Below are 21,857 nucleotides of genomic sequence, written 5' to 3'. Positions count from 1 at the left end.
ACATCCGGCCCAAGCAGGCCTGGGCCTGAGCGCAGGGGGTAACCGACCGGGAAAGAGGACCGAGGAGCACATGTCCGCCGAGAGCACACTGGATCCCGCCACACAGGGCACGTCCGGCACCGCCGGCCGTCACCGCGCGCCCAAGGGCAGCCGCCGCAAGCCACGCGAGGGGCACAGCAGGGCGGCGCTCGCCGTCCTCTGGACCGCCGCCGGGGTCCTGGTGCTGGGCGGCACCGGAGTCGGCTACCTGTACTTCAAGCTCAACGGCAACCTCAAGAGCGTCGACATCAACCAGGCCCTCGGCACCGACCGGCCCCTCGACATCGACAACGGCTCGCAGGACATCCTCGTCCTCGGCTCCGACACCCGCTCCGGCAGCAACAAGAAGCTGGGCGGCGGCGTCGACGACGGCAGCGCCCGCTCCGACACCGCGATGATCGTGCACGTCTACGAGGGCCACAAGAAGGCCAGCGTGGTCTCCATACCCAGGGACACCCTGGTGGAGCGGCCCGCGTGCACCGACACGCACGGCAAGACGTACCCGGCGGCGCGGTCGGCGATGTTCAACTCGGCGTACTCCACCGGTGGCGCCGCGTGCGCGGTGAAGACCGTCGAGTCCATGACCGGCATCCGCATGGACCACTACATCGAGGTCGACTTCGCGGGCTTCGAGAAGCTCATCAACGTCCTCGGCGGGGTCGACATCACCACGACCAAGGACATCAAGGACCCCGACAGCCATCTGAACCTCAAGGCCGGCGAGCACACCCTCACCGGCAAGCAGGCCCTCGGACTGGTCCGCACCCGGCACGGCGTCGGCGACGGCTCCGACCTCGGCCGCATCCAGCTCCAGCAGGCGTTCATCAAGGCGCTCCTGGAGCAGGTCAAGGAGGTCGGCATCTTCAGTAACCCGAAGAAGCTCTACGACCTCGCCGACACCGCCACGGACGCCGTCACCACCGACTCCGACCTCGACGACGTCAAGGACCTGGCCTCCTTCGCGGGCGGCCTCAAGGGCATCGGCGCCAAGAACATGACCATGGTCACCATGCCGGTCCAGTACGACCCCGCCGACCCCAACCGCGTCCTGGTCGACGAGGCGAAGTCGAAGCGGGTGTGGGCCGCCCTCAGGGCCGACAAGCCCATCCCGAAGTCGGCGACGAAGGGCACGGCGACGGGAACGGCCGGGGACGTCGTCACCGCCGGGAACTGAAGGGGCGCGGGGAACCGCGCGACCAGCCACGACGGCCCCGCAGCCGCCCACGGCGATCACGAGACTCCCCCCGCGGGCGCCCCCGGGAATACATGTCCGCACCCCCTGGTTTTGGGAGATGCGGCCAGTCCTGGCAGACTGGTACGTCGGCTCCGGTTCACGCTCTCGCATCCCGCGGCAGCGACCCGGCGCCCTCCCGAAACTAGGAGACACCTTGAAGCGCGACATCCACCCCCAGTACGTCGAGACGCAGGTCAGCTGCACCTGTGGCGCGTCGTTCACCACCCGTAGCACGATCGAGAGCGGCACCATCCGTGCCGAGGTCTGCTCCGAGTGCCACCCGTTCTACACGGGCAAGCAGAAGATCCTCGACACCGGTGGCCGCGTGGCCCGCTTCGAGGCCCGCTTCGGCAAGGCTGCCGCTGCCAAGAAGTAGCGAGCCCACAGCGCCGGTCCTCGGTGCCCCCGTCGGGGGCTTCCGGGACCGGCGCTTTGCGGTGCAGCCCACTTATCACGTCGTACAGGGAGCCGGAGATGTTCGAGGCGGTCCAGGAACTGGTCGGGGAACACGCCGATCTGGAGAAGAAGCTCGCCGACCCGTCGGTCCACGCCGACCAGGCCAACGCGCGCAAGCTGAACAAGCGGTACGCGGAGCTGACCCCGATCGTCGGCACGTACCGCTCCTGGAGGCAGACCGGTGACGACATCGAGACGGCCCGCGAATTCGCCGCGGCCGACCCGGACTTCGCCGCCGAGGTCAAGGAGCTGGAGAAGCAGCGCGAGGAGCTGACGGAGAAGCTGCGCCTCCTGCTCGTCCCGCGCGACCCCAGCGACGACAAGGACGTCATCCTGGAGATCAAGGCCGGCGCCGGCGGCGACGAGTCCGCCCTGTTCGCCGGTGACCTCCTGCGCATGTACCTGCGGTACGCCGAGCGCGTCGGCTGGAAGACCGAGATCATCGACGCCACCGAGTCCGAGCTGGGCGGCTACAAGGACGTCCAGGTCGCCGTGAAGACCAAGGGCGGCCAGGGCGCCACCGAGCCCGGCCAGGGCGTCTGGGCCCGGCTGAAGTACGAGGGCGGTGTGCACCGCGTCCAGCGCGTCCCCGCCACCGAGTCCCAGGGCCGCATCCACACCTCCGCCGCCGGTGTCCTCGTGACCCCGGAGGCCGAGGAGATCGACGTCGAGATCAATCCGAACGACCTCCGCATCGACGTCTACCGGTCCTCCGGGCCCGGCGGGCAGTCCGTCAACACCACCGACTCCGCCGTGCGCATCACGCACATTCCCACCGGAGTCGTCGCCTCCTGCCAGAACGAGAAGAGCCAGCTGCAGAACAAGGAGCAGGCGATGCGTATCCTGCGCTCCAGGCTGCTCGCCGCGGCGCAGGAGGAGGCGGAGAAGGAGGCCGCCGACGCCCGCCGCAGCCAGGTCCGCACCGTCGACCGCTCCGAGAAGATCCGTACGTACAACTTCCCGGAGAACCGCATCTCGGACCACCGCGTCGGCTTCAAGGCGTACAACCTGGACCAGGTCCTGGACGGCGACCTCGACGCGGTGATCCAGGCATGCGTCGACGCGGACTCGGCAGCGAAGCTGGCAGCCGCGTAGGCCCGTACGAGTACGACGAGCACGACCGGAGGACTTGCGTGCAGCATCATCTTGGGGGGCGACCCCCAAACCCCCGCGGCGTGCTGCTCGCGGAAGTGGCCCAGGCCACCCAGCGCCTGGCCGACGCCGGCGTGCCCTCGCCGCGCAACGACGCGGAGGAACTCGCCGCGTTCGTGCACGGCGTGAAGCGGGGCGAGCTGCACACCGTCAAGGACTCCGACTTCGACGCCCGGTACTGGGAGGTCATCGCCCGGCGCGAGCAGCGTGAGCCGCTCCAGCACATCACCGGACGCGCCTACTTCCGCTACCTCGAACTGCAGGTGGGGCCAGGAGTGTTCGTGCCCCGCCCGGAGACCGAGTCCGTCGTCGGGTGGGCCATAGACGCCGTCCGCGCGATGGACGTCGTCGAGCCCTGCATCGTCGACCTGTGCACCGGTTCCGGCGCCATCGCGCTCGCCCTCGCCCAGGAGGTGCCGCGCTCCCGTGTGCACGCCGTGGAGCTGTCCGAGGACGCCCTCGTGTGGACCCGCAAGAACGTGGCGGGCTCCCGGGTCGACCTGCGCCAGGGCAACGCCCTCGACGCCTTCCGCGACCTCGACGGCCAGGTCGATCTGGTCATCTCCAATCCGCCGTACATCCCGCTCACGGAGTGGGAGTACGTGGCACCGGAGGCCCGCGACTACGATCCCGAACTCGCCCTGTTCTCAGGGGAGGACGGCCTGGATCTGATCCGCGGCCTCGAACGCACCGCGCACCGGCTGCTGCGCCCCGGCGGTGTCGTCGTCGTCGAGCACGCCGACACCCAGGGCGGCCAGGTGCCGTGGATCTTCACCGAGGAACGGGGCTGGGCCGACGCTGCCGACCACCCGGACCTCAACAACCGGCCGCGGTTCGCGACCGCACGCAAGGCGCTGCCCTGATGAGCACGCCCCCCACCACCCCCCAGCAGTACGTGTACGAGGAGGCCCGCTAGATGGCACGGCGATACGACACCAACGACGCGACCGACCGCGCCACCGGTCTGCGCGAGGCCGCGTCCGCCGTCCGCCGGGGCGAGCTCGTGGTGCTGCCCACGGACACCGTCTACGGCATCGGCGCCGACGCCTTCACCTCGGAGGCCGTCGCCGACCTGCTGGAGGCCAAGGGCCGGGGCCGCAACATGCCCACCCCCGTCCTCATCGGCTCCCCGAACACCCTGCACGGCCTCGTCACCGACTTCTCCGAGATGGCCTGGGAACTCGTCGACGCCTTCTGGCCGGGCGCGCTCACCCTCGTCGCCAAGCACCAGCCGTCGCTCCAGTGGGACCTCGGCGACACCCGCGGCACGGTCGCCGTCCGGATGCCGCTGCACCCCGTCGCCATCGAACTGCTCACCGAGGTCGGCCCCATGGCCGTCTCCTCGGCGAACCTGACCGGCCACCCGGCGCCGGAAAACTGCGACGCCGCCGAGGCGATGCTGGGCGACTCCGTCTCCGTCTACCTCGACGGCGGCCCCACCCCCGGGAACGTGCCGTCGTCCATCGTCGACGTCACGGGCAAGGTGCCGGTGCTGCTGCGTGCGGGCGCCCTGTCGGCGGAGGAGCTGCGCAAGGTCGTACCCGACCTCGAGGTGGCGAATTGACGGCCCCTGACGCGGGGCGTGGCATATGGGACGGGGAAGAGACGCGGACCTTCACGGGTCTGCCGCGTGACACCTTCCGCATCCTCCACGTCAGCACCGGCAACGTGTGCCGCTCGCCGATCACCGAGCGGCTGACCCGCCATGCCCTGGCGGACCGGCTCGGGGACCCGCTGGGCGGCGGACTGATCGTCGAGAGCGCCGGGACCTGGGGACACGAGGGCGCGCCCATGGAGGCCAACGCGGAGGCCGTCCTCGCCGACTTCGGCGCGGACGCCTCCGGCTTCACCGGGCGGGAACTGCTGGACGAGCACGTGATCATGGCCGACCTCGTGCTGACCGCCACCCGCGACCACCGGGCCCAGGTCATCTCGATGGGCCACTCGGCGGGCCTGCGCACCTTCACCCTGAAGGAGTTCACCCGCCTCGTCCGGGCGATAGACCCGGCCACCCTGCCGCCGCTGGAGGAGGGCATGGTCGTCCGGGCCCGTGCGCTGGTGCGTGCCGCCGCCGCTCTACGCGGGTGGCTCCTCGCCCCGACGGCCGACGCGGACGAGGTCCACGACCCGTACGGCGCCCCGCTGCCGTTCTTCCGTTCGGTGGGCGACGAGATACACCAGGCGCTGGATCCGGTGGTGACCGCGCTGACGGGGGTGCCCGCCCGGGCGTAAGTACGGGACGACACCGGGCGTCCCCGGACACACGGGCCTACATTGGTCGTACGTCACCGTCGACGCCCGGAGCCCACCATGTCGGTCACCCCTGTTCTAGAGGCCGATGTCCTGCGACGGCAGGACCCCGAACTGGCCGACATCCTCCTCGGCGAGCTCGATCGGCAGTCGACGACGCTCCAACTCGTCGCCGCCGAGAACTTCACCTCGACCGCGGTGCTCGCGGCCCTCGGGTCGCCACTGGCCAACAAGTACGCGGAGGGCTACCCCAGCACCCGCTACCACGGCGGCTGCGAGATGGTCGACGTCGCCGAGCGGCTCGCCGTGGAGCGGGCCAAGGCACTGTTCGGCGCCGAACACGCCAACGTCCAGGCCCACTCGGGCTCCTCGGCCGTCCTGGCCGCCTACGCGGCCCTGCTGCGTCCCGGTGACACCGTGCTGGCGATGGGCCTGCACTTCGGCGGCCACCTCACCCACGGGTCGCCGGCGAACTTCTCCGGCCGCTGGTTCGACTTCGTCGGCTACGGCGTCGAGGCCGAGTCGGGCCTCATCGACCGCGAACAGGTGCGCACCCTCGCCCGTACGCGCCGCCCCAAGGCCATCGTGTGCGGCTCGATCTCCTACCCCCGCCATCTCGACTACGCGTTCTTCCGCGAGGTCGCCGACGAGGTCGGGGCCTTCCTGATCGCCGACGCCGCCCACCCGATCGGGCTGGTGGCCGGGGGAGCGGCGCCCAATCCGGTGCCGTACGCGGACATCGTCTGCGCCACCACGCACAAGGTGCTGCGGGGGCCGCGCGGCGGGATGCTGCTGTGCGGGAGCGAGCTGGCCGAGCGGGTGGACCGGGCGGTGTTCCCCTTCACCCAGGGCGGGGCGCAGATGCACTCCATCGCCGCGAAGGCGGTCGCGTTCGGGGAGGCGGCGACACCGGCATTCACCGGGTACGCCCATCAGGTGGTCGCCAACGCCCGGGTCCTGGCCGAGGGGCTCGCGCGGGAGGGCCTCGGCGTCGTCACCGGCGGCACGGACACCCATCTCCTCGCCGTCGATCCCGCCCCGCTCGGGGTCGACGGCCGCACCGCCCGTGGCCGGCTCGCCGCGGCCGGGATCGTGCTGGACTGCTGTGCGCTGCCGCACGGCGACGCCCGTGGCCTGCGGCTCGGCACGGCCGCGCTGACCACGCAGGGCATGGGCGAGGCGGAGATGACGCACCTCGCCGGGCTCTTCGCACGGGCGCTCAGGGACGGCGGCGACGGCAAGCGGACGCGTGAAGAAGTACGGGACCTGGCCGGAAGATTTCCGCCGTATCCGCGCTGAGGTGGGGTAGACGCACCCCTGCACACAGCATCACGTGCAACCATCGTCGCTACCCGGAAGTCCCCAACCATATGCATGCATCGCTAGGGTGTGGGGCTGAGATGGCCAGCGAGACCTGTGGGGAAGCCCGTGCGTGAATACCTCCTGACGCTCTGCATCACGGCCGCGGTGACGTACCTGCTGACAGGGCCGGTGCGGAAGTTCGCGATCGTGGCCGGAGCCATGCCGGAGATCCGTGCGCGCGACGTCCACCGTGAACCGACGCCCCGCCTCGGCGGCATCGCGATGTTCTTCGGCCTGTGCGCCGGTCTGCTGGTCGCCGACCACCTGACCAACCTCAGCGAGGTCTTCGCCGACTCCAACGAACCGCGCGCGCTGCTGTCCGGGGCCGCGCTGATCTGGCTGATCGGCGTGCTGGACGACAAGTTCGAGATCGACGCGCTGATCAAGCTCGGCGGGCAGATGATCGCCGCGGGCGTGATGGTCATGCAGGGTCTGACGATCCTGTGGCTGCCCGTGCCGGGCGTCGGCATCGTCGCGCTGACCCAGTGGCAGGGCACCCTGCTGACGGTCGCCCTGGTCGTCATCACGATCAACGCGGTGAACTTCGTCGACGGTCTCGACGGTCTCGCGGCCGGCATGGTGTGCATCGCCTCGGCGGCGTTCTTCATGTACGCCTACCGCCTCTGGTACAGCTACGGCATCGAGGCCGCGGCCCCCGCCACCCTCTTCGCGGCCGTCCTGATGGGCATGTGCCTGGGCTTCCTGCCGCACAACATGCATCCGGCGCGGATCTTCATGGGCGACTCCGGCTCGATGCTGATCGGTCTGGTGCTGGCCGCGGGCGCGATCTCGGTCACCGGACAGGTCGACCCGGACGCCATGCAGCTGTTCGGCTCGGAGCGCGACACCGTGTTCCAGATGGTGCCGGTCTACATCCCGCTGCTGATGCCGCTGACCATCATCGCGATCCCGGCGGCCGACCTGATCCTCGCCATCGTGCGCCGCACCTGGCGCGGTCAGTCGCCGTTCGCCGCCGACCGGGGCCATCTGCACCACCGGCTGCTGGAGATCGGCCACTCCCACAGCCGGGCCGTGCTGATCATGTACTTCTGGTCCGCGGTCATCGCCTTCGGCGCCCTCGCCTACACGGTGAACGCGGCGTCCATGTGGATCGTCCTGGGCATCGCCGCCCTCAGCGGCGTGGGTCTCTTCCTCCTGCTGCTGCCCCGCTTCACGCCCCGCGCCCCCCGCTGGGCCAATTCCTTCGTCCCGCCCCGCTACCGCCGCCGTCGCGCCGCCGCGCAGACCCCCGCGGAACCGGTCGCGACGGTCGCCGACTGGACGCCGTCCCTCAACGGGGCGACCGCGATCGGTGGCCGGACCAAGGACGAGGAGCCGAGCCCGGCGGGCGCGCGGCGCTGACGCCCGCCCCGCACCCCTCCCTTTCGGCTACCTCCCGGAAGGACAATTGATCGCCCCTTCCGTGCCTGGAATGGTCGAGGTCAACCAACGGGGGTTGTCGCACCGGCGAAGTCGTCGGCGCGTGGCTGACGCCTCCGTGACCGGACCATTCATGGGGGATACATGCGAAAGTCCATCGCCGCCGCTCTCGCCGTCGTGGCGCTCGGCGGTTCGCTCGGGCTGACGGCGACCCAGGCGTCGGCGGCCCCGGCGGCACCGGCCACCAAGGTGCTGAAGTTCAACTTCAACACCAACGAGTTCCAGAAGGTGGAGGACGACGCCAAGTTCAAGACGACGGCGGCCGGCAAGGTCCAGTTCACGATCACCAAGAAGAGCTGGGACCACGGGATCGGCATCCGTCTCATCACCTGCGGCAGCGACTGGAAGTCGCTGACGGGCTGGAAGGAATTCAAGAAGAAGAAGGGGCAGTACTACACCTTCGACAAGAGCCTGAAGAAGAACCAGTGCTTCAGGATCCAGGCGGGTCGCAGCTGGGCCGGCTACATCGACGGCAAGCTCAAGGGGAAGATCAAGAACGCCTGACCCTGCTCCGCGGGAGCAAGTCCGGACGGCCCGGGGACGCGTGGCACACCACACGCGTTCCCGGGCCGTCCGTCGTGTGGGGGCGGTGGTCCGCTCGCCGCTGACGCCAAGGTAAGAATCTGACTAAGCCTTTGCCGATGGCATGCAAGAACCTGGGAGGGCAAACCCTCCTTATACCAGACAAGTCGGCACTGATTTTGCACAGACGGGCGCCTTCATCCTCATGTGTGACGCCGTGCACACCATTCAGGTAAAGACCTCATCAAATAGTTTGTGATACGGTTCACGAGAACCCCGGATGGAGCCGAAGGACCGCAGTGCGACGGTCCAGCGGCGTGAGAATTCCGCTCGCCCCCGGGGACTACGCTCGTCCATGACGACACCTGCCCCCTTAGTAAGCGGAGTTGCCGCCATGCCGTCCAATGACGCCCGGATCCTCCTTCAGGCCGCCGTGCCCACGGCTGCCGCCGGCGCGATCGCCGCAGTCATCAGCGGTGTGGTCGTCGGGGGCAAGGGGGCGGTCGGCGCCATTGTCGCCGCGGTGATCACGATCCTCTTCATGGGAATCGGGCTCTACGTTCTGCAGCGCACTGCCAAATCGCTTCCTCATCTGTTCCAGGCGATGGGCCTGATGCTCTACGCGGCTCAAATTCTGCTGCTGTTCATCTTCCTGGCAGCGTTCAAGAACACCACGCTCTTCCACCCTCGCGCCTTCGCGTTCACGCTCGTCGCCACCACCCTCGTGTGGATCGGCGCACAGACGCGCGCCCACATGAAGGCCAAGGTCCTCTACGTCGAACCCGATTCCTCCACGGGCAACAAGCCCGAAAAATCGGGGCACTCTTCGTGAGGGGTAGGGGCGGGATAAGTGACCGCAGGAGATCCTGCTATCGTCCGGTGCCAACTGCGGCATCGCGGGCGCGGGCGATCGAGCTGACGCCTGCCCTAGTGCGAGGCTCGATGCCCCACAGCCGCCCCCACATCCGTAACACCAGTCCAGTGCCGACCCGCGGCTGCGTGCCGCGCCGACACAACGAGGTTGCCGTACCCATGCGCCACGCTGAAGGAGCCCGCGGTGAGTGCTGATCCGACGCAGGTGCTCGCCTTCGAGACCGACTGCCACATTTTCGACGGCTGTGGCTTCGCCGATGTCGCTCCGGGCCTGCACTCGTTCCTCTTCGAGCCCCTCTTGGGCCACCAGGACGACGCCGTCTACTTCAACAAGACGATGCTGCTGGCGCTGCTCGGCTCGATCATCATCGTGGGCTTCTTCTGGGCCGCCTTCGCCAAGCCGAAGGTCGTCCCGGGCAAGCTCCAGATGGTGGCCGAAGCGGGTTACGACTTCGTGCGACGCGGCGTCGTCTACGAGACGCTCGGAAAGAAGGAAGGCGAGAAGTACGTTCCGCTCATCGTCTCCCTCTTCTTCTTCGTCTGGATCATGAATGTCTGGTCGATCATCCCGATCGCCCAGTTCCCGGTCACCGCGATCATCTCGTATCCCGCCGTCCTCGCCGGGATCGTCTACGTCCTGTGGGTCTCGCTGACCTTCAAGCGGCACGGCTTCGTCGGTGCCTTCAAGAACTTCACCGGCTACGACAAGTCGCTGGGCGGAGTGCTCCCGCTGTCGATGACCATCGAGCTCTTCTCGAACCTCATCGTCCGGCCCTTCACCCACGCCGTGCGTCTGTTCGCGAACATGTTCGCCGGCCACACGCTGCTGCTGCTCTTCACGATCGCCACCTGGTACATGCTCAACGGCATCGGCATCGCCTACTCCGCCGTGTCCTTCACGATGGTGCTCGTGATGACCGCCTTCGAGCTCTTCATCCAGGCCGTTCAGGCGTACGTCTTCGTACTGCTGACCTGCAGCTTCATCCAGGGCGCTCTCGCCGAGCACCACTGAGAGCCCCGACCCACCACCAGACATCCGGTGGCCAACCCCCACCGGTCATTGAAAGAGAAGGAAGAACCGGCATGTCCGCTCTCCAGACCCTCGCCGAGACTCAGATCATGGGCAACCTTGGCTCCATCGGTTACGGCCTGGCGGCCATCGGCCCGGGCGTCGGCGTCGGCATCATCTTCGGTAACGGCACCCAGGCCCTCGCCCGCCAGCCCGAGGCGGCCGGCCTGATCCGCGCCAACCAGATCCTCGGCTTCGCCTTCTGTGAGGCGCTCGCCCTGATCGGTCTGGTCATGCCGTTCGTCTACCCGACCTCCTGACCAGGTTCGTCGGACCGCCCCTTTAGACGGAAGGCACTGATATGAGCCTGGTTAACCTGGCGGCTGGTGGGGAGGCCGAAAACCCCCTCATCCCGCCGATCCCCGAGCTCGTCATCGGCCTGATCGCCTTCGTCATCGTCTTCGGCTTCCTCGCCAAGAAGCTCCTCCCGAACATCAACAAGGTTCTGGAAGAGCGTCGCGAGGCCATCGAGGGCGGTATCGAGAAGGCTGAGGCCGCGCAGACCGAAGCCCAGAGCGTGCTTGAGCAGTACAAGGCTCAGCTCGCCGAGGCCCGGCACGAGGCCGCGCGACTGCGCCAGGAGGCGCAGGAGCAGGGCGCCGCGCTCATCGCCGAGATGCGCGCCGAGGGCCAGCGGCAGCGTGAGGAGATCGTCGCCGCCGGTCACGCCCAGATCGAGGCCGACCGCAAGGCCGCCGCTTCCGCGCTGCGTCAGGACGTCGGCAAGCTCGCCACCGACCTGGCCGGCAAGCTCGTCGGTGAGTCCCTCGAGGACCACGCCCGGCAGAGCCGCGTCATCGACCGCTTCCTCGACGACCTCGAGGAGAAGGCCGAGGCGACGCGATGAACGGAGCGAGCCGCGAGGCCCTGGCAGCCGCACGTGAGCGTCTCGACGCGCTGACGGACTCCACGTCCGTGGACGCGGCCGCGCTCGCCGACGAGCTGGCCGCCGTCACCGCGCTGCTCGACCGCGAGGTGTCGCTGCGTCGGGTCCTCACCGACCCGGCGCAGGCCGGCGAGGCCAAGGCCGAACTGGCCGGGCGCATCCTCGGTGGCCAGGTCAGCGGGACCACCGCCGACGTGGTCGCGGGTCTGGTGCGTTCCCGGTGGTCGCAGTCGCGCGACCTGGTGGACGCGCTGGAGGAGCTGGCCGCCCTGGCCGACCTCACCGCCGCGCAGACGTCGGGCACGCTCGACGACGTCGAGGACGAGCTGTTCCGGTTCGGCCGGATCGTCGCCTCGAACACCGGGCTGCGGTCCGCGCTGACCGACCGCGCCGCGGGCGCGTCTGCCAAGGGCGAGCTGCTCCGCAGCCTGCTCGGCGGCCGTGCCAAGGCCACCACCGAGCGTCTGGTGACGCGCCTTGTGACCGCGCCGCGGGGACGTAGCCTGGAGGCGGGACTCGAGTCCCTGTCCAAGCTCGCCGCCGAGCGTCGCAACCGCATGGTCGCCGTCGTCACCTCGGCGGTTCCGCTGAGCGACACCCAGAAGCAGCGCCTCGGCGCCGCCCTGGCGAAGCTCTACGGCCGCCCAATGCACCTCAACCTCGACGTGGACCCCGGCGTCCTCGGCGGGATCCGGGTGCAGGTCGGCGACGAGATCATCAACGGTTCGATCGCGGACCGACTCGAGGACGCCGGCCGCCGTCTGGCGAGCTGAGCAACTTCATACGCAGTACGTACCTACGGCCCGGTTGGGCCGTGCAGAGGATTCACCTTCTATGAGGGGGAGTCCCCATCCCCCCAAGTTGAAACTTCGGGCCCAACAAGGAGAGCAGGGAACCCAGATGGCGGAGCTCACGATCCGGCCGGAGGAGATCCGGGACGCGCTGGAGAACTTCGTCCAGTCGTACAAGCCGGACGCGGCCTCGCGCGAGGAGGTCGGTACGGTCACCCTTGCCGGCGACGGCATCGCGAAGGTCGAGGGTCTTCCCTCGGCCATGGCCAACGAACTGCTGAAGTTCGAGGACGGCACCCTCGGCCTCGCGCTGAACCTGGAAGAGCGCGAGATCGGCGCCATCGTCCTCGGTGAGTTCAGCGGCATCGAGGAGGGTCAGCCGGTCACCCGTACCGGCGAGGTCCTGTCGGTCGCCGTGGGCGAGGGCTACCTCGGCCGCGTCGTCGACCCGCTCGGCAACCCGATCGATGGCCTCGGCGAGATCGAGACCAGCGGTCGTCGCGCCCTTGAGCTGCAGGCTCCGGGCGTCATGGCCCGTAAGTCGGTGCACGAGCCGATGGAGACCGGCTACAAGGCCGTCGACGCGATGACCCCGATCGGCCGTGGCCAGCGTCAGCTGATCATCGGTGACCGTCAGACCGGCAAGACCGCCCTGGCCGTCGACACGATCATCAACCAGCGTGACAACTGGCGCTCTGGCGACCCGAAGAAGCAGGTCCGCTGCGTCTACGTCGCCATCGGCCAGAAGGGCTCGACCATCGCGTCGGTCCGCCGTGCGCTGGAGGAGAACGGCGCGCTCGAGTACACGACGATCGTCGCCGCCCCGGCGTCCGACCCGGCCGGCTTCAAGTACCTTGCGCCGTACACCGGTTCGGCCATCGGCCAGCAGTGGATGTACGAGGGCAAGCACGTCCTCATCATCTTCGACGACCTCTCGAAGCAGGCCGACGCCTACCGCGCCGTGTCCCTGCTGCTGCGCCGCCCGCCGGGCCGTGAGGCCTACCCGGGTGACGTCTTCTACCTGCACTCCCGTCTGCTGGAGCGCTGCGCGAAGCTCTCCGACGAGATGGGCGCGGGCTCGATGACCGGTCTGCCGATCGTCGAGACGAAGGCCAACGACGTCTCGGCGTTCATCCCGACCAACGTCATCTCCATCACCGACGGCCAGTGCTTCCTGGAGTCGGACCTCTTCAACGCCGGTCAGCGTCCCGCGCTGAACGTCGGTATCTCCGTCTCCCGAGTCGGTGGTTCCGCCCAGCACAAGGCGATGAAGCAGGTCTCCGGTCGTCTGCGCGTGGACCTCGCCCAGTTCCGTGAGCTGGAGGCGTTCGCCGCCTTCGGTTCCGACCTGGACGCCGCGTCGAAGGCGCAGCTGGAGCGCGGCCAGCGCATGGTCGAGCTGCTGAAGCAGAACCAGTACGAGCCGATGTCCACCGAGGACCAGGTCGTCTCCGTGTGGGCCGGCACCACCGGCAAGATGGACGACGTTCCGGTCGCCGACATCCGCCGCTTCGAGAAGGAGCTGCTGGAGTACCTGCACCGCAAGGAGCAGGGCCTCATGACCTCCATCAAGGAGGGCGGCAAGCTCTCGGACGACACGCTGACCGCCATCGCGGACGCGATCGCCGACTTCAAGAAGCAGTTCGAGACCGCGGACGGCAAGCTGCTCGGCGAGGACGCTCCGGCGGCCGTCAACGTCTCCAAGTGACGTAAGGAAGGGACCTGACTCATGGGAGCTCAGCTCCGGGTCTACAAGCGTCGCATCCGATCCGTCACCGCGACCAAGAAGATCACCAAGGCGATGGAGATGATCGCCGCCTCGCGCGTCGTCAAGGCGCAGCGCAAGGTGGCGGCCTCCACGCCGTACGCGACCGAGCTCACCCGCGCGGTCACGGCGGTGGGGACTGGTTCGAACACCAAGCACCCGCTGACCACGCAGGCCGAGACGGTCACGCGTTCCGCAGTGCTGCTGCTGACGAGTGACCGCGGTCTGGCCGGTGCCTTCAACTCCAACGCCATCAAGGCCGCGGAGCAGCTGACGGCACGGCTGGAGTCCAAGGGCCAGCAGGTCGACACGTACATCGTCGGCCGCCGCGGTGTCGCCCACTACAACTTCCGCGAGCGCAAGATCGCGGACCAGTGGACGGGCTTCACCGACGAGCCCACGTACGCGGACGCCAAGAAGGTCGCGGCGCCCCTGATCGAGGCCATCGAGAAGGACACGGCGGACGGCGGCGTGGACGAGCTCCACATCGTGTACACCGAGTTCGTGTCGATGATGACGCAGCAGGCGCTCGACGCGCGTCTGCTGCCGCTCAGCCTCGACGAGGTCGCGGAGGAGAAGCCGACGGGCGAGATCCTGCCGCTGTACGACTTCGAGCCGTCGGCGGAGGACGTCCTCGACGCCCTGCTGCCGCGCTACGTCGAGAGCCGTATCTACAACGCGCTGCTGCAGTCGGCTGCTTCCAAGCACGCCGCCACCCGCCGCGCGATGAAGTCGGCGACCGACAACGCGGGCGAGCTGATCAACACGCTCTCCCGTCTTGCCAACGCGGCCCGCCAGGCCGAAATCACCCAGGAAATCAGCGAGATCGTCGGTGGCTCCGCAGCCCTTGCCGACGCGACCGCGGGGAGTGACAAGTAATGACGACGACTTCTGAGACGGCCGTTGCCACGGGCCGCGTCGCCCGGGTCATCGGCCCGGTCGTCGACGTGGAGTTCCCCGTCGACGCGATGCCCGACATCTACAACGCCCTGCACGTCGAGGTCTCCGACCCGGCGAACGAGGGTGAGAAGAAGACGCTGACCCTGGAGGTCGCCCAGCACCTGGGTGACGGCCTGGTCCGCACCATCTCCATGCAGCCCACCGACGGTCTGGTCCGCCAGGCCGCGGTCACCGACACCGGCGCCTCCATCACCGTGCCGGTCGGCGACTTCACCAAGGGCAAGGTGTTCAACACCCTCGGTGAGGTGCTGAACGTCGACGAGGAGTACACGGGCGAGCGCTGGGGCATCCACCGCAAGGCCCCGAACTTCGACGAGCTCGAGTCGAAGACCGAGATGTTCGAGACCGGCGTCAAGGTCATCGACCTGCTCACCCCGTACGTCAAGGGTGGAAAGATCGGTCTGTTCGGCGGTGCCGGCGTCGGCAAGACGGTGCTCATCCAGGAGATGATCTACCGCGTCGCCAACAACCACGACGGTGTGTCGGTGTTCGCCGGTGTCGGTGAGCGCACCCGTGAGGGCAACGACCTCATCGAGGAGATGTCGGACTCCGGCGTCATCGACAAGACCGCGCTGGTCTTCGGTCAGATGGACGAGCCCCCGGGCACCCGTCTGCGCGTGGCCCTCGCCGGTCTGACCATGGCGGAGTACTTCCGCGATGTGCAGAAGCAGGACGTGCTGTTCTTCATCGACAACATCTTCCGCTTCACCCAGGCCGGTTCCGAGGTGTCGACCCTGCTCGGCCGTATGCCCTCCGCGGTGGGCTACCAGCCGAACCTGGCCGACGAGATGGGTCTCCTCCAGGAGCGCATCACCTCGACCCGTGGTCACTCGATCACCTCGATGCAGGCGATCTACGTCCCCGCGGACGACCTGACCGACCCGGCCCCGGCCACCACCTTCGCCCACCTCGACGCGACGACGGTTCTCTCCCGTCCGATCTCCGAGAAGGGCATCTACCCGGCCGTGGACCCGCTGGACTCGACGTCCCGCATCCTCGACCCGCGGTACATCGCGGCGGACCACTACACGGCCGCCATGCGCGTGAAGAGCATCCTGCAGAAGTACAAGGACCTGCAGGACATCATCGCGATCCTCGGTATCGACGAGCTCGGCGAGGAGGACAAGCTCGTCGTCCACCGTGCCCGTCGCGTGGAGCGCTTCCTGTCCCAGAACACCCACGTCGCCAAGCAGTTCACCGGCGTCGACGGGTCGGACGTGCCGCTGGAGGAGTCGATCGCCGCGTTCAACGCGATCATCGACGGCGAGTACGACCACTTCCCGGAGCAGGCGTTCTTCATGTGCGGTGGTCTTGAGGACCTCAAGAAGAACGCGAAGGAGCTCGGCGTCAGCTGACGCCCGGCGACTCGTGAACAGTGGGGGGCGAGACCACACCTCTAGGGGTGCGTCCCGCCCCTCTCTGTACTCCCTCTAGAATTGAACCCAACACCCGGCGGAACCGCCGGGTGGTGACCCGAGGAGCCACCTTGGCTGCTGAGCTGCACGTCGCGCTGGTCGCGGCCGACCGAGAGGTCTGGTCGGGCCAGGCCACCCTGGTCGTCGCACGCACCACGTCCGGCGACATCGGCGTCATGCCCGGTCACCAGCCGCTGCTCGGTGTGCTGGAGTCGGGCCCCGTGACCATCCGTACGAGTGAGGGCGGCACCGTCGTCGTCGCCGTGCACGGCGGTTTCATCTCGTTCGCGGACAACAAGCTGTCCCTGCTGGCCGAGGTCGCCGAGCTGGCCGACGAGATCGATGTCCAGCGCGTGGAGCGCGAGCTGGAGCGGGCGAAGGCGGAGGGCGACGCCGCCGCCGAGCGCCGCGCGGACGTCCGACTGCGGACGGTGTCGGCGCGCTGAACGGGTGCGCCGTGTGATGCTGTGTCTCAGCCGCGGCCGGGTCTGGATGGAAACATCCTGATCCGGCCGCGGCTGAGGTGAATACGGGTGTTTTTTACGTTCCATTACCTAGGAGACGAGGAGGTCGGTGTCGATGGTCCTCGCTCTGACTGTGTGCGGGTCGGTGATCGCGCTCGTGGTGGTGGGGCTCGTCGTCTTCGGACTGCGCCGCCGACTCATCCAGCGCTCCGGTGGAACCTTCAACTGCAGCCTGCGGTGGGACGCCCCGGAGAAGCCTGTGGGCGGCGAGGAGAAGGGCAAGGGCTGGGGCTACGGCATCGCCCGCTACAACGGGGACCGCATCGAATGGTTCCGGATCTTCTCGTACTCGCCCCGCCCGCGCCGTGTCCTGGAACGCTCGGCGATCGAGGTGGCCGGCCGCCGCACCCCGGACGGTGAGGAGCTGGTGCTCCTGCCCGACGACATCATCCTGGTCTGTCTCCACCGGGGCACGCGTCTGGAGCTGGCGATGAGCGAGGACGCGCTGACCGGTTTCCTCGCGTGGCTGGAGGCAGCCCCACCCGGACAGAGAGTGAACGTGGCGTAGCCACATTCACTCTCTGGGTGGGGGTCCCCCGGACGGATTCCGGGGGGAGCGTCAACGTCGCCTGATCTTTCTCAGCCGGTCACTTCAGACCGTTGTTGATCGCGGTCACCAGCTCTCCGTTGCTCGTGTCGCCGCTGAACTCCCAGAAGAACGCGCCGCCCAGGTTCTGGTTCTTCGCCCAGGCCATCTTGGTGCCGATGGTGGCGGGCGTGTCGTAGCTCCACCAGTTGCCGCCGCAGTACGCGTAGGCCGTGCCGGCGACGGTGCCGGTGGCCGGGCAGGAGTTCTTCAGGACCTTGTAGTCCTCGATGCCCGCCTCGTAGGTGCCGGGTGCCGCGCCGGTGGCCGCCCCGCCGGGGGCGGACTGGGTGACGCCGGTCCAGCCGCGGCCGTAGAAACCGATGCCGAGCAGCAGCTTCGCGGACGGGACGCCCTTCGACTTCAGCTTGGCGATGGCGTCGGCGGAGTTGAAGCCCGCCTGCGGGATCCCGGGGTACGAGGTGAGCGGGGAGTGCGGGGCGGTCGGGCCGTCCTTGTCGAAGGCGCCGAAGTAGTCGTACGTCATCACGTTGTACCAGTCGAGGTACTGGGCGGCGCCGCCGTAGTCGGCCGCGTCGATCTTGCCGCCGGAGGAGCCGTCGGCGGTGATGGCCGCGGTGACCAGGTAGTTCGCGCCGAACTCGGTGCGCAGCGCCGACATCAGGTTCTTGAACGCCGCCGGGCCCGACGTGTCGCAGGTCAGACCGCAGGCGTTCGGGTACTCCCAGTCGATGTCGATGCCGTCGAAGACATCGGCCCAGCGCGGGTCCTCCACGACGGCCTTGCAGGACTTGGCGAACGCGGCCGGGTTCTGCGCGGCCTGGCCGAAGCCGCCGGAGTAGGTCCAGCCGCCGAAGGAGTAGAGGACCTTGATGTGCGGGTACTTCGCCTTGAGCTGACGCAGCTGGTTGAAGTTGCCGCGCAGCGGCTGGTCCCAGGTGTCGGCGGTGCCGCTGACGGACTGGTCGGCGGTGTACGCCTTGTCGGTGGCCGCGTAGGAGTCGTCGAGGACGCACTGACCGTTCTTGACGTTGCCGAAGGCGTAGTTGATGTGGGTGATCTTGGCCGCGGAGCCCGAGGTCACCAGGTTCTTGACGTGGTAGTTGCGGCCGTAGACGCCCCACTCGGTGAAGTAGCCGAGCTTGACCTTGGAGCCGGGCGGCGGGTCGACGACCCCGCCGGTGGTGCGGACGGCGACCGCGCCGCTGAGCGGGCCGGTCTGGTCGGCGGTGTCACGGGCCTGGACGGTGTAGGAGTAGTCGGTGCCGGCGGTCAGGCCGGTGTCGGTGTAGGTGGTGCCGGTGACGGTGGCGACCTTGCTGCCGCCGCGCAGGACGTCGTAGTTCTTGATGCCCTTGTCGTCGGTGGCCGCGCTCCAGCTGAGCTTGACCGAGGTCTCGGTGACACCGGACGCGGTCGGGGTGCCGGGGGCGGAGGGCGCCGCGTCACCGGGGACGCTGGGGCCGCCGTCGCAGCTGCCGCCGTTCAGTTTGCAGTTCGCCGGGGAGCCTGAGCCGCTCCCGTTGAAACCGAAGGAGACGGAGGCGCCCGGGGCGAGGGAGCCGTTCCAGGACTTGTTCCTGGCGGTCCAGTGGGAGCCGGAGGAGGTCACGTCGGCGTCCCAGGCCGAGGTGACCGACGTTCCGGAGGGGAAGTCCCACTCGACGGTCCAGGAGCTGAGCGTGGTGGTGCCGGTGTTCTTGACGGTCCACTTTCCTTCGAAGCCGCTGCCCCAGTCCTGGGTCCTGGCGTAGGTGGCGGTGGCTGCTGAAGACGCAGCCGCCGCCTGGGCCGGGGTCGCGAGACCGACCAGGCCCGTCAGGGGAAGCAGCAGGGTGGTGAAGGCCGCCGCGAGTCTGTGCCTGAAGCGCATGACGCGCCTCCTTGTGGGGTGTCGTGAGCATGAGCATGACGTGGCGCAGTGCGGCGAGAATAGAAAGGTCTGGACCATAGGTCAATGGGTCTGGACCAGTGCGCGACGCCGGGCAGCCCGCCCGAGGGCCGCCGGACACCCCTCCGGCGGGTCAGATCCCCAGTTCCTGGGCCAGCACGGCCGCCTGGACACGGCTGCGCAGGTCGAGCTTGCCAAGGAGCCGGCTCACATGGGTCTTCACCGTCGCCTCCGCCATGTCGAGCCGCACCGCGATCTCCGCGTTGGGCAGCCCTTCGCCCAGGCAGGACAGCACCTCGCGCTCCCGTCGGGTCAGCGCGTCGAGCACCGAGAGGTCGACCGAGGGCTCACGGGCCGACCCGGCGGCGAACTCGGCGATCAGCCGCCGGGTGACGGCCGGGGCGATCAGGCCCTCGCCGCGCCCCACCGTCCGCACGGCCGCGATCAGGTCCTTCGCCTCGGTGTTCTTCAGCAGAAACCCGGCGGCGCCCGCCCGTAGCGCCCCGAACACGTACTCGTCGAGGTCGAAGGTGGTCAGGACGAGGACGTCCGCCAGGCCCTCGGCGACGACCTGGCGGGTCGCGGCCACCCCGTCGAGGCGCGGCATCTGCACGTCCATCAGCACCAGGTCGGGCCGCAGCTCCCGGGCGAGCGCCACGGCCCGCTCCCCGTCGGCCGCCTCGCCGACGACCTCGATGTCGGGCGCGCTGCGCAGGATGAGGACCAGCCCGGCGCGTACGGCGGACTGGTCCTCGGCGACCAGGACGCGGATCATGCGGGTTCTCCTTCGATGACCGGGAGGCAGGCGCGTACGACCCAGATCTTGCCGTGCTCCGCGCTCTCGGGGCCCGCCTCGAAGGTGCCGTCCAGCAGTGCGGCACGCTCCCGCATGCCGACCAGGCCGGCGCCCGATCCTGGGGCGCTCGGGCCGTGCCGGTCACCGTACGGGCTGGTCACCGCGATGTGGAGGGAGCCGTTCGGTTGCCGCAGGGTCACCGTGACGCGGCCGGGGCAGGCGTGCTTGAGGGCGTTGGTGAGGGACTCCTGGACGATGCGGTACGCCGCGAGGCCCACGGGCGTGGGCAGGGAATCGCCGTGGTCGGCGTCGAGGACGACGTCCAGGCCGTTGGTGCGGGCGCCGTCGACCAGGGCGCCGACCCCGTCGAGGGTGGGGGCGGCGGCCGGTTCCTTGTCGCCGCCGGTGTCCCGGAGGATGCCGATCAGCCGGCGCATCTCGGCAAGGCCCTCGACGCTGTTCTCGCGAATGACCCCGAGGGCCTGCCGGGAGGTGTCCGGGTCGTCGAGGGAGAGCGCGGCCGTGGAGTGGATCGCGATCGCGGACAGATGGTTGGCCACCAGGTCGTGCAACTCCCGTGCCATGCGCGCCCGTTCGCCCACGACGGCCTGGGCGCGGTCCATCTCGGCGAGCAGCGCGGTCTGTTCGGCGCGGAGCCGGGCGGCCTCGGCGGCGTCGCGGTGGTTGCGGACGATCCAGCCGGTGGCCGCGGGCATGAAGGCGACCAGACCGATGACCGCGCCGATCAGCACCGCCTTCGGCACCTGCCAGATCGCCACCGGCACGACCGTGCCGACCACCGTGAGCACACCGGAGACCCACAGGACGCGGCGGGCGGTGGCGGGCGGGCCGTAGAGCACGGCCGCGTACACCAGGTCGGTGAACATCACCAGCGTGACCAGATTGCCCTGGGTGATGGTGTCCACCGTCAGCGCGGCCCATCCGACCAGCAGGGCGGTGCGGGGCAGGGTGCGGCGGAGTGCTTCGCAGGCCGCCGTCACGACCAGGGGCAGCAGGATCCACCAGCGGCCGTCGAGCAGCACGATCGGGTCGTGGGCCGGGCGGGTCGCGAGATGGATCCCCCACAGCAGCAGGCCGCCGAGCAGTCCGGCGAGGGCGGCGCGCACGTCGAAGGGGTGCGGGCGGGGCGGTCGTACGGCCATGTCCCCATCCAACACGGCGCGGCTGCTCGCCGCCTGATGCCCGGGGACGGTCCTGGACTGCATCCTTCGATGTACCGCGGGTTCGTCATCGCCGACGACGATTCCGGCCGGCCCTGTCGGGAGCCTGGAAGGGTGAACGAGAGGAGCGAGTCGTGATCGTCGCGTTGATCATCGCCTGCGAGGTCGGTTTCTGGGTGCTGCTGGCGCTCGCCCTGGCCGTCCGCTATCTGCTGAGGTGGCGCCGGACGAGTGTGGTCCTGCTGCTGTGCGAGCCCGTGCTGGAGCTGGTGCTCTTCGTGGTGACCGCGATCGACCTGAAGAACGGCGCGGAGCCGAGCTGGGAGCACGGCCTGGCGGCGCTCTACATCGGGTTCACCGTGGGCTACGGCCACTACATGATCCGCCGGCTGGACGGCCATGCCGCGCATCGCCTGGCGGGCGGGCCGAAGCCGGTGGGGCCGCCGAAGTACGGCACGGCGCGGGCCCGGCACGAGGGTGCCCTCTGGGTGCGGACCGTGGTGGCGGCCGGTGTGGCGCTGGCCCTGCTCCAGGCGGCCGTCTGGTACGTGGGCGACGACGGGAACGTCGCGTCGCTGAGGTCGTTCCAGTGGGCGGCCCTCCGCGCGGCCGGCATCCACGGGCTGGTCGCCCTCGCCTACACGATCTGGCCGAAGAAGGCTCCGGAGGGAGAGGGGGAGACCGTGGGGGAGAAGGAGCGGGCG

The 21,857-nt window shown here is 69.1% G+C and carries 23 protein-coding genes; 20 read left to right on the top strand and 3 right to left on the bottom strand.

Annotated elements, in window-relative coordinates; all coding sequences use genetic code 11:
• Window positions 1–70 precede the first annotated feature (70 nt).
• From AOK15_RS09675 to AOK15_RS09585, 19 genes are all read left to right on the top strand, one after another.
• Window positions 71–1,213, top strand: coding sequence for an LCP family protein (locus AOK15_RS09675; protein ID WP_055514853.1), 1,143 nt, complete (start codon window positions 71–73; stop codon window positions 1,211–1,213).
• 214 nt (window positions 1,214–1,427) lie between these two features.
• Window positions 1,428–1,649 carry a 50S ribosomal protein L31 gene (rpmE, locus tag AOK15_RS09670; RefSeq protein ID WP_055514850.1) on the top strand — a complete coding sequence of 74 codons (222 nt, stop codon included), beginning with the start codon at window positions 1,428–1,430 and terminating at the stop codon, window positions 1,647–1,649.
• Between the two features lie 98 nt (window positions 1,650–1,747).
• Complete coding sequence (gene prfA / locus AOK15_RS09665) at window positions 1,748–2,824, top strand: peptide chain release factor 1 (RefSeq protein ID WP_055514848.1); 1,077 nt, start codon at window positions 1,748–1,750, stop codon at window positions 2,822–2,824.
• A gap of 80 nt (window positions 2,825–2,904) precedes the next feature.
• Window positions 2,905–3,744 (top strand): peptide chain release factor N(5)-glutamine methyltransferase, encoded by an 840-nt coding sequence (gene prmC, locus AOK15_RS09660; protein WP_055514846.1) that lies wholly within the window; start codon window positions 2,905–2,907, stop codon window positions 3,742–3,744.
• Window positions 3,745–3,797: 53 nt separating this feature from the next.
• Complete coding sequence (locus AOK15_RS09655; protein ID WP_055514844.1) at window positions 3,798–4,445, top strand: L-threonylcarbamoyladenylate synthase; 648 nt, start codon at window positions 3,798–3,800, stop codon at window positions 4,443–4,445.
• The gene (locus tag AOK15_RS09650; protein WP_055514842.1) at window positions 4,442–5,113 is read left to right on the top strand and encodes an arsenate reductase/protein-tyrosine-phosphatase family protein; all 672 of its coding nucleotides are present in this window, start codon (window positions 4,442–4,444) and stop codon (window positions 5,111–5,113) included. The genes AOK15_RS09655 and AOK15_RS09650 overlap by 4 nt, the downstream gene beginning before the upstream one ends.
• Before the next feature lie 78 nt (window positions 5,114–5,191).
• Window positions 5,192–6,430 (top strand): serine hydroxymethyltransferase, encoded by a 1,239-nt coding sequence (locus AOK15_RS09645; RefSeq protein ID WP_055514840.1) that lies wholly within the window; start codon window positions 5,192–5,194, stop codon window positions 6,428–6,430.
• A gap of 129 nt (window positions 6,431–6,559) precedes the next feature.
• Entirely contained in the window at window positions 6,560–7,855 is a 1,296-nt protein-coding gene (locus AOK15_RS09640; RefSeq protein WP_055514838.1) for an MraY family glycosyltransferase, read from the top strand.
• Between the two features lie 162 nt (window positions 7,856–8,017).
• Entirely contained in the window at window positions 8,018–8,437 is a 420-nt protein-coding gene (locus AOK15_RS09635) for a hypothetical protein (protein WP_055514836.1), read from the top strand.
• A gap of 412 nt (window positions 8,438–8,849) precedes the next feature.
• Window positions 8,850–9,287 carry a Cg1360 family ATP-synthase-associated protein gene (locus AOK15_RS09630; RefSeq protein ID WP_055514835.1) on the top strand — a complete coding sequence of 146 codons (438 nt, stop codon included), beginning with the start codon at window positions 8,850–8,852 and terminating at the stop codon, window positions 9,285–9,287.
• Between the two features lie 225 nt (window positions 9,288–9,512).
• Window positions 9,513–10,340: a F0F1 ATP synthase subunit A gene (atpB, locus tag AOK15_RS09625; protein WP_055514833.1), complete on the top strand. Its 828-nt coding sequence runs from the start codon at window positions 9,513–9,515 to the stop codon at window positions 10,338–10,340.
• Between the two features lie 71 nt (window positions 10,341–10,411).
• Window positions 10,412–10,657, top strand: a complete 246-nt coding sequence (locus AOK15_RS09620; protein WP_055514831.1) for an ATP synthase subunit c family protein — start codon at window positions 10,412–10,414, stop codon at window positions 10,655–10,657.
• Between the two features lie 41 nt (window positions 10,658–10,698).
• Window positions 10,699–11,244, top strand: coding sequence for a F0F1 ATP synthase subunit B (locus AOK15_RS09615; RefSeq protein ID WP_055514830.1), 546 nt, complete (start codon window positions 10,699–10,701; stop codon window positions 11,242–11,244).
• Complete coding sequence (locus tag AOK15_RS09610; RefSeq protein ID WP_055514828.1) at window positions 11,241–12,056, top strand: F0F1 ATP synthase subunit delta; 816 nt, start codon at window positions 11,241–11,243, stop codon at window positions 12,054–12,056. Before AOK15_RS09615 ends, AOK15_RS09610 begins: the two co-directional genes overlap by 4 nt.
• 127 nt (window positions 12,057–12,183) lie before the next feature.
• Entirely contained in the window at window positions 12,184–13,782 is a 1,599-nt protein-coding gene (gene atpA / locus AOK15_RS09605) for a F0F1 ATP synthase subunit alpha (protein ID WP_055514826.1), read from the top strand.
• A 21-nt stretch (window positions 13,783–13,803) separates the two neighbouring features.
• Window positions 13,804–14,718, top strand: a complete 915-nt coding sequence (locus AOK15_RS09600; protein WP_055514824.1) for a F0F1 ATP synthase subunit gamma — start codon at window positions 13,804–13,806, stop codon at window positions 14,716–14,718.
• Window positions 14,718–16,154: a F0F1 ATP synthase subunit beta gene (gene atpD / locus AOK15_RS09595; RefSeq protein WP_055514822.1), complete on the top strand. Its 1,437-nt coding sequence runs from the start codon at window positions 14,718–14,720 to the stop codon at window positions 16,152–16,154. Before AOK15_RS09600 ends, atpD begins: the two co-directional genes overlap by 1 nt.
• Before the next feature lie 131 nt (window positions 16,155–16,285).
• Window positions 16,286–16,660 carry a F0F1 ATP synthase subunit epsilon gene (locus tag AOK15_RS09590; protein WP_055514820.1) on the top strand — a complete coding sequence of 125 codons (375 nt, stop codon included), beginning with the start codon at window positions 16,286–16,288 and terminating at the stop codon, window positions 16,658–16,660.
• A gap of 133 nt (window positions 16,661–16,793) precedes the next feature.
• Window positions 16,794–17,246 carry a DUF2550 domain-containing protein gene (locus tag AOK15_RS09585; RefSeq protein ID WP_055514818.1) on the top strand — a complete coding sequence of 151 codons (453 nt, stop codon included), beginning with the start codon at window positions 16,794–16,796 and terminating at the stop codon, window positions 17,244–17,246.
• Between the two features lie 79 nt (window positions 17,247–17,325).
• Here the strand turns inward: AOK15_RS09585 and AOK15_RS09580 are convergent, their stop codons facing one another.
• The 3 genes from AOK15_RS09580 to AOK15_RS09570 form a co-directional block, all read right to left on the bottom strand.
• Window positions 17,326–19,158 (bottom strand): glycoside hydrolase family 18 chitinase, encoded by a 1,833-nt coding sequence (locus tag AOK15_RS09580; RefSeq protein ID WP_055514816.1) that lies wholly within the window; start codon window positions 19,156–19,158, stop codon window positions 17,326–17,328.
• Window positions 19,159–19,309: 151 nt separating this feature from the next.
• The gene (locus AOK15_RS09575; protein WP_055514814.1) at window positions 19,310–19,951 is read right to left on the bottom strand and encodes a response regulator; all 642 of its coding nucleotides are present in this window, start codon (window positions 19,949–19,951) and stop codon (window positions 19,310–19,312) included.
• Window positions 19,948–21,135: a sensor histidine kinase gene (locus tag AOK15_RS09570; RefSeq protein ID WP_055514812.1), complete on the bottom strand. Its 1,188-nt coding sequence runs from the start codon at window positions 21,133–21,135 to the stop codon at window positions 19,948–19,950. The genes AOK15_RS09575 and AOK15_RS09570 overlap by 4 nt, the downstream gene beginning before the upstream one ends.
• A gap of 152 nt (window positions 21,136–21,287) precedes the next feature.
• On the opposite strand from AOK15_RS09570, the gene AOK15_RS09565 reads away from it, so the two are divergent.
• Window positions 21,288–21,857: hypothetical protein (locus tag AOK15_RS09565; protein WP_055514861.1), on the top strand; the 570-nt coding region annotated here is incomplete at its 3' end.

Source organism: Streptomyces ossamyceticus (genome assembly GCF_001418475.1).
Lineage (GTDB): Bacteria > Actinomycetota > Actinomycetes > Streptomycetales > Streptomycetaceae > Streptomyces > Streptomyces ossamyceticus.
The sequence above is the reverse complement of the archived record's forward strand: the minus strand, read 5'-3'. Positions and strand labels throughout refer to the sequence as shown.

Excerpts from the sequence above, each read along its gene's own strand:
- AOK15_RS09675 (WP_055514853.1), top strand. The coding sequence starts at position 71 with ATGTCCGCCGAGAGCACACTGGATCCCGCCACACAGGGCACGTCCGGC.
- prfA (WP_055514848.1), top strand. The coding sequence starts at position 1,748 with ATGTTCGAGGCGGTCCAGGAACTGGTCGGGGAACACGCCGATCTGGAG.
- AOK15_RS09655 (WP_055514844.1), top strand. The coding sequence starts at position 3,798 with ATGGCACGGCGATACGACACCAACGACGCGACCGACCGCGCCACCGGT.
- AOK15_RS09645 (WP_055514840.1), top strand. The coding sequence starts at position 5,192 with ATGTCGGTCACCCCTGTTCTAGAGGCCGATGTCCTGCGACGGCAGGAC.
- AOK15_RS09635 (WP_055514836.1), top strand. The coding sequence starts at position 8,018 with ATGCGAAAGTCCATCGCCGCCGCTCTCGCCGTCGTGGCGCTCGGCGGT.
- AOK15_RS09630 (WP_055514835.1), top strand. The coding sequence starts at position 8,850 with ATGCCGTCCAATGACGCCCGGATCCTCCTTCAGGCCGCCGTGCCCACG.
- AOK15_RS09620 (WP_055514831.1), top strand. The coding sequence starts at position 10,412 with ATGTCCGCTCTCCAGACCCTCGCCGAGACTCAGATCATGGGCAACCTT.
- AOK15_RS09615 (WP_055514830.1), top strand. The coding sequence starts at position 10,699 with ATGAGCCTGGTTAACCTGGCGGCTGGTGGGGAGGCCGAAAACCCCCTC.
- AOK15_RS09610 (WP_055514828.1), top strand. The coding sequence starts at position 11,241 with ATGAACGGAGCGAGCCGCGAGGCCCTGGCAGCCGCACGTGAGCGTCTC.
- atpA (WP_055514826.1), top strand. The coding sequence starts at position 12,184 with ATGGCGGAGCTCACGATCCGGCCGGAGGAGATCCGGGACGCGCTGGAG.
- AOK15_RS09600 (WP_055514824.1), top strand. The coding sequence starts at position 13,804 with ATGGGAGCTCAGCTCCGGGTCTACAAGCGTCGCATCCGATCCGTCACC.
- atpD (WP_055514822.1), top strand. The coding sequence starts at position 14,718 with ATGACGACGACTTCTGAGACGGCCGTTGCCACGGGCCGCGTCGCCCGG.
- AOK15_RS09585 (WP_055514818.1), top strand. The coding sequence starts at position 16,794 with ATGGTCCTCGCTCTGACTGTGTGCGGGTCGGTGATCGCGCTCGTGGTG.
- AOK15_RS09580 (WP_055514816.1), bottom strand. The coding sequence starts at position 19,158 with ATGCGCTTCAGGCACAGACTCGCGGCGGCCTTCACCACCCTGCTGCTT.
- AOK15_RS09575 (WP_055514814.1), bottom strand. The coding sequence starts at position 19,951 with ATGATCCGCGTCCTGGTCGCCGAGGACCAGTCCGCCGTACGCGCCGGG.
- AOK15_RS09570 (WP_055514812.1), bottom strand. The coding sequence starts at position 21,135 with ATGGCCGTACGACCGCCCCGCCCGCACCCCTTCGACGTGCGCGCCGCC.